This window comes from Phenylobacterium sp. J426, from assembly GCF_024699945.1.
Classification (GTDB): Bacteria; Pseudomonadota; Alphaproteobacteria; order Caulobacterales; family Caulobacteraceae; genus Phenylobacterium.
Genome location: NZ_JAJOMY010000001.1, coordinates 311999 through 325420, shown reverse-complemented (window position 1 = coordinate 325420; position 13422 = coordinate 311999). Strand labels below are relative to the sequence as shown.

The 13422-nt window shown below is 68.2% G+C and carries 12 protein-coding genes and 2 pseudogenes; 6 read left to right on the top strand and 8 right to left on the bottom strand.

The annotated features are described in order from the left end of the window. Positions 1-47: 47 nt before the first annotated feature. The 4 genes and pseudogenes from LRS10_RS01650 to LRS10_RS01635 form a co-directional block, all read right to left on the bottom strand. Positions 48-428, bottom strand: a complete 381-nt coding sequence (locus tag LRS10_RS01650; RefSeq protein ID WP_257835738.1) for a hypothetical protein — start codon at positions 426-428, stop codon at positions 48-50. A gap of 179 nt (positions 429-607) precedes the next feature. After that, entirely contained in the window at positions 608-3097 is a 2490-nt protein-coding gene (locus LRS10_RS01645) for a TonB-dependent receptor (RefSeq protein WP_257835737.1), read from the bottom strand. A gap of 318 nt (positions 3098-3415) precedes the next feature. Beyond that, positions 3416-4483: a TonB-dependent receptor domain-containing protein gene (locus LRS10_RS01640; RefSeq protein WP_257835736.1), complete on the bottom strand. Its 1068-nt coding sequence runs from the start codon at positions 4481-4483 to the stop codon at positions 3416-3418. Positions 4484-5852: 1369 nt separating this feature from the next. Next, a pseudogene (locus LRS10_RS01635) lies at positions 5853-6263 on the bottom strand (TonB-dependent receptor plug domain-containing protein); the annotation flags it as partial. Between the two features lie 255 nt (positions 6264-6518). Between LRS10_RS01635 and queC the strand changes: the two are divergent. Genes queC through LRS10_RS01620 form a run of 3 tightly spaced genes read left to right on the top strand, consistent with a single transcriptional unit; the run spans position 6519 to position 8307 of the window. Continuing rightward, positions 6519-7265 carry a 7-cyano-7-deazaguanine synthase QueC gene (queC, locus tag LRS10_RS01630; protein ID WP_257835735.1) on the top strand — a complete coding sequence of 249 codons (747 nt, stop codon included), beginning with the start codon at positions 6519-6521 and terminating at the stop codon, positions 7263-7265. Next, complete coding sequence (gene queE, locus LRS10_RS01625; protein WP_257835734.1) at positions 7262-7894, top strand: 7-carboxy-7-deazaguanine synthase; 633 nt, start codon at positions 7262-7264, stop codon at positions 7892-7894. Before queC ends, queE begins: the two co-directional genes overlap by 4 nt. Positions 7895-7929: 35 nt before the next feature. Next, the gene (locus LRS10_RS01620) at positions 7930-8307 is read left to right on the top strand and encodes a 6-carboxytetrahydropterin synthase (protein ID WP_257835733.1); all 378 of its coding nucleotides are present in this window, start codon (positions 7930-7932) and stop codon (positions 8305-8307) included. Here the strand turns inward: LRS10_RS01620 and LRS10_RS01615 are convergent. The 4 genes from LRS10_RS01615 to LRS10_RS01600 form a co-directional block, all read right to left on the bottom strand. Further along, entirely contained in the window at positions 8304-8492 is a 189-nt protein-coding gene (locus tag LRS10_RS01615) for a hypothetical protein (protein WP_257835732.1), read from the bottom strand. The genes LRS10_RS01620 and LRS10_RS01615 overlap by 4 nt on opposite strands. Positions 8493-8571: 79 nt before the next feature. Further along, positions 8572-9066 carry a response regulator transcription factor gene (locus LRS10_RS01610; protein ID WP_257835731.1) on the bottom strand — a complete coding sequence of 165 codons (495 nt, stop codon included), beginning with the start codon at positions 9064-9066 and terminating at the stop codon, positions 8572-8574. A gap of 182 nt (positions 9067-9248) precedes the next feature. Continuing rightward, on the bottom strand, positions 9249-10358 hold the full coding sequence (gene aroC, locus LRS10_RS01605; RefSeq protein ID WP_257835730.1) for a chorismate synthase: 1110 nt from the start codon (positions 10356-10358) through the stop codon (positions 9249-9251). Positions 10359-10405: 47 nt separating this feature from the next. Then, a complete protein-coding gene (locus LRS10_RS01600; RefSeq protein ID WP_257835729.1) occupies positions 10406-11107 on the bottom strand; it encodes a DnaJ domain-containing protein in 702 nt (233 codons plus the stop codon). A gap of 70 nt (positions 11108-11177) precedes the next feature. Here LRS10_RS01600 and pdxH point away from each other — a divergent pair, with 70 nt between their 5' ends. From pdxH to LRS10_RS01585, 3 genes and pseudogenes are all read left to right on the top strand, one after another. Continuing rightward, entirely contained in the window at positions 11178-11852 is a 675-nt protein-coding gene (gene pdxH, locus LRS10_RS01595; RefSeq protein ID WP_257835728.1) for a pyridoxamine 5'-phosphate oxidase, read from the top strand. Positions 11853-11861: 9 nt separating this feature from the next. After that, a pseudogene (locus LRS10_RS24190) lies at positions 11862-12617 on the top strand (phosphotransferase); the annotation flags it as partial. A 31-nt stretch (positions 12618-12648) separates the two neighbouring features. Continuing rightward, the gene (locus tag LRS10_RS01585) at positions 12649-13365 is read left to right on the top strand and encodes an AAA family ATPase (protein ID WP_308238006.1); all 717 of its coding nucleotides are present in this window, start codon (positions 12649-12651) and stop codon (positions 13363-13365) included. Positions 13366-13422 lie beyond the last annotated feature (57 nt).

Below are 13422 nucleotides of genomic sequence, written 5' to 3'. Positions count from 1 at the left end.
GACGACCTCGACAGCGCCGTGACTGCGCGATCCGACAGCCTCCCCGATCAGGCCGTCGAACACCTGCAGCAGGCGGCCGCGGTCGGCCATCCCGCAGGCTTCGGGATCCCCGTCGTACGACACGAGCAGGGTGACGCCCGCGTCGGAGGCGCGTCTCGTCCAGGTCTCCTGCAGAGCGTCGGCCAGTTCGCGCAGCCGCACGGGGCCCACGGCCAAGCGGGGGGCTCGCGGGCGGCGGTGCGCAGGTCCAAGGCCGCGTCCAGCAGCCGACGTAACCCTGCGGTCGCTTCGGCGATGCCATCCACGCAGGCGTGGGCGTCGGGCGCGAGCCTGCGATCGGCGAGGCGGTCGGCCAGCGCCTGCACGCCGTCCAACTGCTGCCGGATGTCGGCGCTGACGCGCTCGAAGAAGTACTCGGGCAGGGACATACAGGCCGATGCTTTGCGACTACCGCGTCGACACTATCGTGGGGAGCGCTTGAGCAGACGTTAAATTGCGCAACTCCCGGTGGAGCCTGTCCACGGCGTCCCCGAGATCAAAAAAATAGGCGGCGGACCGTGAGGTCCGCCGCCCAGGGCGCAATATGGGAGGAAACGCGCCGAAGAAACTAGAAGCGGTACTGCAGCTCCACGCCATAGGTGCGGGGCTGGATCAGGCCGCGGGTGATGGCCGTGCGCGTCTGGACCAGCGGGCTGGTGGCCGTCGGGACCTGCAGATTCGGCGGGCTGTCGAAGATCGCGGTGGGCGTCGTCGAGCCGTTCGAGGTGAAGCCGCGGTTGTCGAAGGCGTTCTTCACAAAGCCGATCACGGTGTAGCGGTCGTCGCCGTCGTTCCACAGGATGCGGAAGTCGGTCACGTCATAGGCCTTGACCCGGTTCGCCTCGCTTTTGAACGGCTGGTAGTAGGTCTCGTCCGTCCAGGTGTAGGTGCCCGACAGGATCAGGCTGCCCGCGTCGAAGTCGAAGGTGTAGTTCGCGTTTCCGGCGAACTTGTGCTTCGGCGACTGGTAGATCCGCGAACCCTTGAGGGTCTGGAACACCAGGGCCGTCCCGTTCGAGTTGGCCGCGCCGCCGGACGGCGTGGCGCTCGGGTCCCGTGCGCCCGGATCTGCCGGATCGTAGAAGCAGCAGCCGGACGTGATCTCCGTGTGCAGGTAGCCGTAGCTCGCCGACAGGTCGAGGTTCTGAATGGGCCGCCAGATCGCCTCCAGCTCCAGGCCATAGGCCTCGGCGTCGACGTTGACGAAGTTGTTGGCCGCCGCCGTGCCGGTCGCGTTGAGCTGCGACAGGTTGAGCTGCATGCCCTTGTAGTCGTTGTAGAACGCCGCGGCGTTCACCTGCAGCCGACCGGCGAAGGTCTTCTTCAGGCCGAGTTCGAACGCGTCGACCTGCTCCTGGTCGGCCCTCGGGTCCGGGGCCAGGGTGCCGAGCAGGAAGCCACCCGACTTGTAGCCGCGGCTGTATTTCGCGTAGCCCAAGGTGTCGCGGTCGGGCGTCCAGTCGAGGTTCAGAACGCCGGTGACGGCGTCCCAGCTGTCGGACAGCGCGCGGAAGTTCTGCACGCCCGGGGTGTTCGGGTCGATGTCCGTCGAGACATCGAACGCGGCCGCGCCGCCGGCGATGCTCGGCGACTGGATGATCAGCCGCTGGAACTCGGTGCCGCTCTTCTCGTCCTTGGTGTAGCGCAGGCCGGCCGTCACCGCGAACTGGTCGCTCAGCTCGTAGGTCGCCTGGCCGAAGACCGCGTAGGCCTTGGAGTCGAGCGTCGCCTGGCTGTCGGCGAAGTTGCGGCCCGGGTTAGGCGCCGCCGGCGTGCCGGCGAGGGTCAGCGGCGTAGCCAGCTGCGCCTGGTTCGGGTTCGCGAGCTGGATCCGCTGACGATATTCTTCCTGGTACTGGTAGACGCCCAGGATCCAGCGCAGCGGCCCGTCGTCGTTCGAGGTCAGGTTGATCTCGTTCGAATAGTACCGCTTGTGCTCGTTGAAGTCTGTGGTCTGCGTCGGGAAGTACGGGACCGCCAGGATGCCCACGATCGGGGCGGTCCGGCTGGTGGCGTCGTAGTCGCCGCCGGTCTGGTAGTTATACTGCTGGAAGCCGCCGATGTACTTCAGGTCGGCGAAACCCAGGTCGTACGTCACCGTGGTGGTGATGACGTGGTTGCCCCGCAGTTGGCCGTAGCCGTCGGTGTTGGTGTTCTGGACGTACGGGTCCAGCACGCCCGGGTTCGGGGTCGTGTAGCCGAACTGCGGATTCACCTGCAGCTGGCCGATCGGGCCAAAGACGCGGGTCGTGTCGTAGGGGGTGGTGAGGTTGGCAAGGCGGTCGCCGACGCCCATGGTGTCGTCCCAGACCGAGCGGTTGTAGCGGACGAAGATGTCCAGCTTCTCGGTGGGCTCGGCCTCAAGCATGAACTCGTAGTAGGTGCGCTTGATGGTGGCGCCGTCGTTGGCGGTGCCGATGTTCTTGATGAAACCCTTGCTCTGGTCGTCGTGGCTCGCGCCGATCTTGAAGCGCAGGTTCTCAGCGACCGGCAGGGAGACCGCGCCCTCGATCCGATAGCGGTCGTAGTTGCCGTACAGCGCGCGGATCTCCCCGCCGTACTCCTGGCTCGGACGCTTGGAGACTTGGTTGATGGCGCCGCCGATGGCGTTGCGGCCATACAGCGTGCCCTGCGGACCGCGCAGGATTTCCGTCCGCTCGATGAACAGCGGCGTCTTGAACAGCTCCGACGACGAGGCCGAGTAGAAGCCGTCCGAGTAGGACGCCACGCCGGGGTCGTTGCCGATGTAGAAGGTGTTGCGGCCGGCCCCGCGCAGGCTGACGCGGTCGGTGCCCGAATAGTTCATGCCGGGCGTGAAGTTCACGAAGTCCTGGATGCCGGTGATGCCGGCGACATCGCGACGCTCCGAGGTGAAGGCCGAGACAGCGACCGGCACGTCCTGCAGCGACTGCTCGCGCTTTTCGGCGGTGATGACCAGTTCGTCCAGCAGCGCGCCCTGGGCGGCGTCCTGCGCCAGGGCCGGAGCGGCCATTGCGGCGAGGGCCAGACTGGAGACGCTCGCAGCGAGCAGACTCCGCACGTGAGCGGATTGCGACATCAATGTCCTCCCAGGGCGCGCAGACGCTCAAGCGTCGCCGCCTCTCGTTCGAATCGTTGCTGGGGGCGCGGGGAGGCGCCCGGCCGGACCCTCGGACCGAGCTGACGGAGGCGTCAACTTTCCGCTGATAACTTGACGCCGTTCAGTGCGGCTTTTCGCCCGCTGTTGCGGAAGTACCGCACTTTCAAATCGACTGCACAAAAACGAACGACGCTCGGTGAGACGCCATACCAGGCACTCAAAAGCGTGCGAGGGCCGGCAAAGAAAAAGGGCGGCGGATCGCTCCGCCGCCCTCTCAGGCCGTTTTCGACCGTGATGTCAGAACGATTTGGACACCCAGATGCCGTAAGTCCTCGGCTCGGTGTAGAACACGTTCCGGAACAGGCCCGAGCTGTCGTCGGTCAGGTAGAAGTCGGTGACTGCCGTCTCGTTGGTGGCGTTCTTCATGAACGCCCCGACCTCGACCCCCATGTCACGGTTGGCCACCGTCAGCGTCAGGTTGACGTTCTCCCAGCCGCGGATGCGGTCGGCGCCCGAGTTGTAGATGCGGGCGAACGTGTTGGTCTGCTTGTAATAGTCGCCGCGCAGGGTCGCGTCCCAGTCGCCGAAGTTCAGCGTGTACTGGGCGCCCAGCGAGATGGTCCACTCCGGCGCGTTCGGCAGTTCGTTGCCGTCGAGGTCGACCGGGACCCCTTCGGAGACGAGGCCGTCGACGCCGGGAATGCCGGCCAGCCCGAAGACGTTGGTCCCGGCGGCGATCGCCCCGGTGCCGCCGATGTTCGTGCCGGCGCCCGCCGCCACCGCCGGCGTGCAGACGCCCAGCAGGTTGAACGGGTTGGAGGCCGACGCGGTGAGCGCGGCGACCGCCGTGGCGCGGGAGACCACGCAATTCGACGCCGAACTCGACTTCACCAGCACCAGGTTCGGATTGCCCTGGGTGCGGTTGAAGGTGTCGATGGACGAACCGCTCTTGATCTCGGTCTTCAGATAGCCGATCGCCGCGTTGAGGCGGAGCCCCTCGAGCGGCTGCCAGATTCCCTCGAACTCGGCGCCCATGACCTTGGCGTCGATGTTCTCGTTGATCGAAGTCCGATTGATGATCTTCGAGACCTGGTAGCCCTTGTAGTCATAGTAGAAGCCCGCGAGGTTCGCCTGCACGGTGCCGCCGGCGAGGGTGTTCTTCGTGCCGATTTCGTAGGAGTTGATGAACTCCGGCTCGAAGGTCTCCGACACGGGGACGATGCCGACGCCGGGGCTGAACGGCGGGTTCAGGCCGCCGCCCTTGTAGCCGCGCGAATAGAAGGCATAGACCAGCGTGTCGTCCGTGAAGCCGGTCTCCGGCTTCCAGTCGAAGCCGATGCGGCCGGTCGGCTCCTTGAACTTCACCTGCTGGAGCTCGCGCGGGATCGGGCCGGGCGCCGGGCACCGTCAGCGACACGGTGTGGGCTTGGACCCGCTTGTCGTCCACCGTGTACCGAAGGCCGAGCGTCCACTTGAAGGTGTCGCTCATCTGCCAGTAGAGCTCGCCGAACGCCGCGTACGACATCAGCCGGTAGGGGCCGTAGCTGTCGTAGTAGTTGTGGCCGAGCCGGGTCGGGTCGGCGCTGGGATCGACAGCGATACAGGTGGGGCCGCTGGTGCAGTTCGGATTGCCCGCGTTCAGCAGGTTCTGAATCTGCACATAGCCGGTGCCGGTGTTGAACATCACGTAGTAGTCGCCGGTGGCGTTGTACTTCGTGATCAACCCGCCGACGCTGAAGTTCAGCGGCCCGTCGAAGTCGGACTGCAGCCGCAGCTCGTGGCTCCACTGCTCGGTGTAGCCCGAGGAGATGTCGCTCGTCGTGAAGCGGTTCTGCGGACCGTTCTGCGGATCGTTGATCACGCCGCCGGGGAACAGCAGGCTGTAGATGGCGCCGTAGCCGCCCGGGATGGGTGCTGCGGCGAACGCGTTCACCGGGTTCGGCGTGGTGTTGAAGTTGGAGGAGGGCAGGTACCGGTTGTAGTCCTGCCGGGTGTAGAGCTTGTTGTTGCTGAACGCCGACAGCCAGCTCAGCGTCATCTGGTCGGTGACGTCGAACTCGGCGTTGAACTGATAGATGTTGGTCTTCGCCTTGTAGATCGGGTCGAACAGGGACTCGATGTCGCGGACGTCGCGGGTCTGCATCTTGCCGGCGTAGGCGTCGCCCGTCTGGAAGCCGCCTAGCGCGCCGAACAGGCCGCCCAGAGTCGCCTGCGAGTTCACCGTGCCGAACGCGCTGTCGTCATAGAGCGAGGTGGGCAGGCAGCCCTGGCTGAACAGGCCCCGCTGGATCTGCGCGATCGGCGCCACCGGCGAGTAGGGCGCGCCGATGTTGGCCGGGCCGACGTCCTTCGTGCAGAGCTGCTTGCCGATCCGCGAGCGGTTGTCGTGCTCTTCGAAGTGATCCAGTAGCAGCCAGGCGCGGAAACGCTCGGTGGGCGTGAAGCCCAGCGTCGCCCGGCCGCCCCACAGGTCGCGGTCGTCGGCGTCGTTGCCGGTGGCGAGGTTGGTGCCGTAGCCGTCCCGCTTCAGATAGTTGCCGGCCAGGCGCAGCGCGAAGGTTTCGCCCAGCGGCATGTTCACCATGCCGCGGAACTTCATCGACTCATAGTTGCCGTACTCGGCGCGGGCGTTGGCCTGGAAGGTGTCGACCGGTTTGGCGGTGATCAGATTGACGACGCCGCCCGTCGCGTTCCGTCCATAGAGCGTGCCCTGCGGGCCGCGGAGCACTTCCACGCGCTCCATGTCGTAGAACTCGGTCTCGAACAGGTTGTTGGCGATCAGCGGGCTGTTGTTCAGGTGGATGCCGGTGCCGGCGTCGCCCGACGCGGCCACGAGCTTTGAGCCGATGCCGCGGATCTGGAAGTTGTACCCGGTGAAGTTGCCCTTCGAGAAGTTCACGTTCGGCACGGCCAGGACCAGGTTGGGACCGCCGTCGATCTTGGATCGTTCGAGAGCGCCCTGGTCGAAAGCGGAGACCGCGATCGGCACATCCTGAAGCGCCTCCGCCTGCCTCTGCGCGGTGACGACCAGTTCCTCGATGACGTTACTTCCGGCCGTCTGGGCCGAAACGGAGGTCGCGAAGGCGCAGATCACGCCAAACGAGACGCCAGCAGCCAGCAGGCCGCGAAAGCTCGCAGTCTTCATTACATTCCTCCCAGAGGCGCGGGCTCTTGTTGGCCCTTCTCGCCGTGCCGCCGCAAAAGGCGCGCTGTTCGGAGTGCGGCGTGTCCCCCGACAACTTGACAACGAGGCTCGCTCTCGATGACGCCGGTGTCAACGAACGCGATGACGACCTTGGGCATGAAATATGTGCGTTCGGCGAATACTGTGGCGCCGGAGACAACGGAGTTTCCGTAGCGTCGCTTCCTTTGTGAGCTCTTCCGCTCCATATGGGGCCCGATGATCGACGGCTCCGCAGCCCCCAGTGCAGCCCCGGAAGGGGCTTTGGTCCTGTTCTCCGGCGGCCAGGACTCCACCGTGTGCCTGGCGTGGGCGCTGGACCGCTACGCCCGCGTCGAAACGGTCGGCTTCGACTACGGCCAGCGTCACGCCGTCGAACTGCAAGCCAGGCAGGCCGTGCGCGCAGGCATGACGGAGACGTTTCCGCGCTGGGCCAGCCGCCTCGGCGAGGACCACATGCTCGAGATCCGCGGCTTCGGCGCGATTGGCGGCACGGCGATGACCGAGGAGCGCGCGTTCGAGATCTCGGAGAAGGGGCTTCCGAACAGCTATGTCCCGGGTCGGAATCTGGTCTTCCTGACCTACGCAGCCGCGCTCGCGGACCGGCGCGGCCTGCGCGTGCTGGTGGGCGGCATGTGCGAGACCGACTACTCCGGCTACCCCGACTGCCGGCGCGACGCGATCGACGCCATGGAGCGGGCCCTGAACCTCGGCATGGCCCAGGATTTCCGGATCGAGACGCCGCTGATGAAACTGACCAAGGCCGAGACCTGGGCCCTGGCCAAGCGGCTGGGCGGCGAGGCGCTGGTCGCCTTGACCGTCAAGGAGAGCCACACCTGCTACCGGGGCGAACGTGGGGAGCTGCACGCCTGGGGTCATGGGTGCGGGACCTGTCCGGCCTGCGAGCTGCGGGCGAAGGGCTGGGACGAATGGGCGGCGGGGGGCCGTCCCGAGCTGGCGGCATGAGCTACGCGGTCAAGGAGATATTCCTCACCCTGCAGGGGGAGGGCGGCCAGGCCGGTCGTCCGGCGGTGTTCTGCCGTTTCGCCGGCTGCAACCTCTGGAGCGGCCGCGAGGAGGACCGCGGCAAGGCGGTCTGCACCTTCTGCGACACCGACTTCGTCGGCATGGACGGGCCCGGCGGCGGCCGTTTCTCCGACTCCGAGGCGCTGGCGGCGGCGATCGAGGCCCAGTGGACAGGCGGCGCGGAAAACCGGCTGACGGTGCTCACCGGCGGCGAGCCGCTGTTGCAGGTGGACGCCGCGCTGATCGACGCCCTGCACGCGCGCGGCTTCTCGATCGCGCTGGAGACCAACGGAACCTTGCCGGTTCCAGAGGGGGTCGACTGGATCTGCGTCAGCCCCAAGGCCGAGGCGCCGGTGGTGCAGACCCGCGGCCAGGAGTTGAAGCTGGTCTTCCCGCAGCCCGCCGCGATGCCTGAGCGGTTCGAGGGCCTCGATTTCGAGCGTTTCCTGCTCCAACCGATGGATGGCCCGGATCGCGTCGCGAACACGCAGGCGGCCATCGCCTATTGCCTCGCGCACCCCCGGTGGCGTTTAAGCGTCCAAACCCACAAGTACCTCGGCATCGCCTAGGCCCCGAAGGACCTGGCGGCGAAACGCGACTTCATATGAGCCAACCTGTTTTTGAGATCACCAAGGCGGCCACCTTCGACGCGGCCCACTATCTGGAGGACGGTCCCCAGGATCGGCCTTACGCGCGCCTGCACGGCCACTCCTTCAAGGTGGAAGCGACGGTCAGCGGGGCGGCGCAGGAGCCGGTGGGCTGGGTGGCCGACCTCGCCGACCTCGGCGGCGCGCTGAAGGCGGTGGCGGCCGAGCTGGACCACGGCCTCCTGAACGAGAAGCCCGGTCTGACGCGCCCCACGCTGGAGCACCTCTGCCTCTATTTCGCCGAGCGGCTGAAGCCGCAGTTTCCCGGCCTGTCGCGCATCGTGGTTTCGCGTCCGACGATCGGCGAGAGCTGCGCGATGGCGGTGCCCGCCTAGTCCTTCTTGTCGCCGCCGCCGGGGATCACCGCGCCCACGACGGCGCCGGTCGCCTTGACACCTGTGCCGACCACCGCGCCGGTGACGCCCACGGCGGTCTTGGTCGCCGCCACGGCCAGGCAGCCGGACAGCATCAGGCCCGCAGCGCCGATGAGGGCGAGGCGGAGGAGAGCATGGGTGGACATCGAGGGCTCCAGGCGGTGATCGTCCAATGTGGCGCCGCCGTGCGCCGCGATTGAGGCCGCCGGCCTGCGGCCGATCGCCTTACCGGGCCTGCGGGTCGGTCCCGCGCCGCCAGGGCCCCTTGAAGTCGGGGTCGGCGCGGCGGCGGCGATCGGGACCGAAGTAGTCGTCGGTGCGGACGAACGGCCGGGCGTTCTCGACGACCTGATGAATGCGCTCGACCACGCCTCGCGCGGTGAGCGGCTTGGCCAGGAACTCGTTGACGCCGGCGTCGCGGGCCTCGTTCACGCGGGCGAAGGTCGAATGTCCGGTGATCATGATCACCGGCGCCAGCTGGTTCGGGCTGTCGGGCGAGTTGCGCAGCAGGCGCACGAAATCGATACCGTCCAGCGGTTGCATCGACAGGTCGGTCATGACGATGTCGACGGCGTGGTTGCGCATCATCTGCAGCCCTTCGGCGCCGTCGTTGGCCTCGTAGATGTTCTTCACGCCAAGGGCGCGCAGGATCTCGGCCAACAGCACCCGCATGTGGTGGTTGTCGTCGACGAGCAGGATCTTGAGCAGGTCGTACCGCAACCGCTGACCGACGTCCCTCTGCGCATAGCCCCCCGCCGGCATCCTCGCGGTGAGGCGGAGCGCGCTGAATATGTAGGCCCGTCAGCCCGGTCAATGCCGTTGCGGTTGTGAAACACCGCTAAGCTGCTGAGTTCAGTAGCCTATTGACGTATTTATACTGGGTCGGCGCCTGCAGCGCCCCTTCACGCCCCTGGCTGGTGCGGCCTTCCGCCGGTCTGGGCGCGGTGCCGCAGGAACGCATCGGCCAGGACGCAGGCGACCATCGCCTCGACGACCGGGACCGCGCGGATCCCCACGCAAGGATCGTGACGCCCTTTCGTCCGCAGTTCGATCTCGCCGCCGGCCTCGTCGATGGTCCGCCGCGGCGTTAGGATCGACGACGTCGGCTTGAAGGCGACCCGCGCGGTGACGGCCTGGCCGGTGGAGATCCCGCCGAGCACGCCACCGGCCTTGTTCGACAAGAAGACCGGGCCAGCATCGCCCATCCGCATCTCGTCGGCGTTCTCCTCCCCGGTCAGCGCGGCGGAGGCGAAGCCGGCGCCGATCTCCACGCCCTTGGCGGCGTTGATCGACATCAGGGCGCCGGCGAGTTCGGCGTCCAGCTTGCCGTAGAGCGGCGCGCCCCAGCCCGCGGGAACGCCGGTCGCTTCGACCGCCACCACGGCGCCGGTCGACGAGCCGACCTTGCGGATCGCCTCAAGATGCTCCTCCCAGAGCGGCACGATGTCCGGATCGGGGGCCCAGAACGGATTATCCCCGGTGACGCTGAAGTCGACGCGCGCGGGATCGACGGCGTGGGGGCCGATCTGCACCACCGCGCCCCGGATCGTCACGCCGTCCAGGATCTTTCGGGCGATCGCCCCGGCCGCCACCCTGGCGGCGGTCTCGCGCGCCGACTGCCGGCCGCCGCCGCGATAGTCGCGCACGCCGTACTTGGCGAAGTAGGCGTAGTCCGCGTGACCGGGCCGGAAGGCCTGGGCGATCTCCGAATAGTCCTTGGAGCGCTGGTCGACGTTCTCGATCATCAGCGAGATCGGGGTCCCGGTGGTCACCTGGCCGCTCGTCCGCGCGTCCTCGAAGACTCCCGACAGGATGCGGACGGCGTCGGGCTCCTGGCGCTGGGTGACGAACTTGCCCTGGCCGGGCCGGCGACGGTCCAGCCAGGGCTGGATGTCGGCCTCGGTCAGGGGCACACCGGGAGGGCAGCCGTCGACCACGCAGCCAAGCGCCGGCCCATGGCTCTCGCCCCAGGTGGTCACGCGGAAGAGATGGCCGAAGGTGTTGTGCGACATGTCGGGCCGTCTCTAGCCCAGCCGCGGGCGCTTCGCCAAACCGGGCTTTACGCCGCCCAGGCGGCGGCGAACCGGCGGAGCAGCGAGACGGCGGCGCTGTCCACCGCGCCCGAGGTCTGGGCCAGCCGGATGAACAGGTGGCCCTTGGGGTGCTTGCCGCGGGCCGGCAGACCCTGGCCCTCGAGCCGTACGAGCCCGCGCTCGGCCGCCTTGCCGGTGATCCACACGATCCGCTTGCCCAGCGGCGTGTCGAGGCTGATCCGACCGCCCTTCTTCAGCGTCGCCGGCGCCAGGTGGGCCGTCATCCAGAGGTCGTGGCCACGCACCAGGACACCACCTTCGGCCTTCACATAGATCTCGAGCCGGGCGTCGCCGGCGCGGACCTTGTCTCCGCAGCGCAGGCCGGCGGGAAGCGTGATGCGCAGCGTGCGGCCGTCCGGCAGGCGATGCTCGACCACGCCGCCCAGCAGCGCTGTGATCGGCGGGATGTTCAGCCGCGGGTCGCCCGCCGGCTCAGCCGCGCGGCGCGCCGGGGTCGGCGCAAAGCCGTCGTCGATGATCGGGTTGCGCAGTCGACGATAGGCCTCGACCACCTGGCGGAAGGCGCCGTCGCTGCCGCCGGCGTCGGGGTGGGCGTGCTTGGCCGCTTCGCGGAATGCGGCGCGCACCTCGCTCGGAGTGCAGAGCGAACTGACGCCCAGCACCTCACGCGCTTGCTTCAGCGTCATCTCGGAGCGGGGCCTTGCCATGGAACCGAACCCTCGCTTGAGAGGGTTAAAGGCCCGGTAAAATCTCGCAGGCGTCGCAGACCGCGCGTATATGCGGGGCGTGACCGACAAGAGCCTGATCCCGCCGTCCCCGTCCGAGGACGACTACGTCCGCCAAGTGGCCGCCGCCGAGCCGCCGCCTTTGCTCAGCGAGACCGACCCCTACGCATTGTTCAAGTCCTGGCTGCAGGAGGCCGCGGCCAAAGAACCCAACGATCCCAACGCCATGGCGCTCGCCACGGTCGACGAGGCCGGCCTGCCGGACGTGCGGATGGTGCTTCTCAAGGATGTCGATCCGCAGGGCTTCGTCTTCTACACGAACCTGGAAAGCGCCAAGGGACGGCAGCTCGCTGGCCAGCCCAGGGCCGCCCTCCTGTTCCACTGGAAGTCGCTCCGGCGTCAGGTGCGCGTCCGCGGCGCGGTGACGCAGGTCACCCCGGAGGAGGCCGACGCCTACTTCGCGACCCGCGCCAGGCCGGCGCAGCTCGGGGCGTGGGCGTCCGACCAGTCGCGGCCACTCACCGACCGGCTCGCGCTGGAAAGGAAGATCGCCGACGCCGGCCTGCGTTTCGGGCTCGGCAAGGTGCCGCGTCCGCCCCACTGGTCGGGCTTCCGCATCGCGCCCGAGGCCATCGAGTTCTGGCGCGACCGCCCGTTCCGCCTGCACGAGCGTCTGGTGTTCCAGCGCGCCGGCGCCGGCTGGACCACGCACCGACTGTTCCCTTAAGGCCGGCGCATGAGTTCCGCGTCCGAGGCCGAGATCGTCGCGTTCCTGAGGGTCCGCGCGCCGCGCCAGATCGATACCGCCTGCGCCCACGTCTTCCTGGCCGAGGACAGCGCCTGGAAGATCAAGCGTCACGTCGACCTCGGCTATGCCGACTTCTCCACCGCCGAGCGGCGGCTCTGGGCCCTGCGCCGCGAACTGGAGTTCAACCGCACCGCCGCGCCCGACATCTATCGCGCCGTCCGCGCCATCACCCGGGAGCGTGACGGCGGCCTTGCCCTCGAAGGCGCGGGAGAGCCGGTCGAATATGTGCTGGAGATGCGTCGGTTCGACGAGCGTGAGGTGCTGTCGGCCCGGCCCGAGACGGTGAACGGCGAACTCGCCGAGGCGCTGGGGCGGACCATCGCCGGCTTCCATGCGGCGGCGCCGCTGCGGCCGGAAGGCGGCTTGTCGGCGATCGCCTTCACCATCGGCTCCAACGCCCAGCTGCTGCGAGAGACCTGCCCGGGCCTCGACCAGGCGCGGGTCGAGCACATGATCGCCTTGACCGACGTTGAGCTCGAGCGGCAACGCCCGCTGCTGGCCCGGCGCACGGCCGAGGGCTTCGCCCGCCGCTGCCATGGCGACCTGCACCTCGGCAACATCCTCATGGAGGCCGGCCGGCCGATCCTCTTCGACTGCATCGAGTTCAACGACCTGCTGTCGGATCTCGACGTCCTCTACGACCTCGCCTTCCTGCTGATGGACCTCGACTTCCGGGGGGCGCCGCGACGCCGCGGTCCGGGTGCTGTCCGCCTACATGGACGAGGCGGCCCGCACGTTCGGGGATTCCGTCTGGAACGGCTTGGCCGCCTTGCCGCTGATGCTGGCCGTGCGGGCCGGGGTGCGCGCCCACGTCGAAGCCCACAGCGGGCGGCCCGACGTGGCTCGGGCCTATGTCGAGGCCGGCATCGCCCACCTGGCGCCCCAGCCCGCGGTGCTGGTCGCCGTGGGCGGGCTCTCCGGGTCCGGCAAGTCAACTTTCGCCCGCACCTGCGCGCCCGCCCTCGGAGCCTCGCCGGGCGCGGTCGTCCTGCGCACGGACGAGATCCGCAAACGCCTCCTGGGCGTTGCGCCCACCCAGGGGGTCTCCCGCGACGCCTACACGCCCGAGTTCTACGTCCAGACCTACGACGCGCTCTTCGCCAACGCCGCGGCCCTCCTGAAGTCCGGGCGGTCGGTGGTCCTGGACGCGACCTTCACATCGCCCCAGCTGCGCGCCCGCGCCGAAACCCTGGCGGCGGACTGCGGCGTCCCGTTCGAGGGCGTCTGGCTGGAGCGCCGCTGCCGGTGCTGGAATCCCGGGTGGCGGCGCGGACCGGCGATGCGTCGGACGCCACCGTCGACGTGCTGCGTGACCAGGCGGAAAGCCTGGATCCCGCGATCGCCTGGGCTCGAGTGGACACCAGCGGCTCCGCCGAGGCTGCAGCGCGGGCGTGGAGCGCCAGGCGGTAAGCCGCCGACTCGCGTTGCCTAAACGTCAGCGCCTCACTAAGCCTATTCCCAAACTAACAAGCGTTCAGTTGGGGAGACG

Coding starts and splice junctions, on each gene's coding strand:
- aroC (WP_257835730.1), bottom strand. CDS start 10,358: ATGTCGCACAACACCTTCGGCCATCTCTTCCGCGTGACCACCTGGGGC.
- LRS10_RS01650 (WP_257835738.1), bottom strand. CDS start 428: ATGTCCCTGCCCGAGTACTTCTTCGAGCGCGTCAGCGCCGACATCCGG.
- LRS10_RS01620 (WP_257835733.1), top strand. CDS start 7,930: ATGAGCCAACCTGTTTTTGAGATCACCAAGGCGGCCACCTTCGACGCG.
- LRS10_RS01645 (WP_257835737.1), bottom strand. CDS start 3,097: ATGTCGCAATCCGCTCACGTGCGGAGTCTGCTCGCTGCGAGCGTCTCC.
- queE (WP_257835734.1), top strand. CDS start 7,262: ATGAGCTACGCGGTCAAGGAGATATTCCTCACCCTGCAGGGGGAGGGC.
- queC (WP_257835735.1), top strand. CDS start 6,519: ATGATCGACGGCTCCGCAGCCCCCAGTGCAGCCCCGGAAGGGGCTTTG.
- LRS10_RS01615 (WP_257835732.1), bottom strand. CDS start 8,492: ATGTCCACCCATGCTCTCCTCCGCCTCGCCCTCATCGGCGCTGCGGGC.
- LRS10_RS01600 (WP_257835729.1), bottom strand. CDS start 11,107: ATGGCAAGGCCCCGCTCCGAGATGACGCTGAAGCAAGCGCGTGAGGTG.
- pdxH (WP_257835728.1), top strand. CDS start 11,178: ATGCGGGGCGTGACCGACAAGAGCCTGATCCCGCCGTCCCCGTCCGAG.
- LRS10_RS01585 (WP_308238006.1), top strand. CDS start 12,649: ATGGACGAGGCGGCCCGCACGTTCGGGGATTCCGTCTGGAACGGCTTG.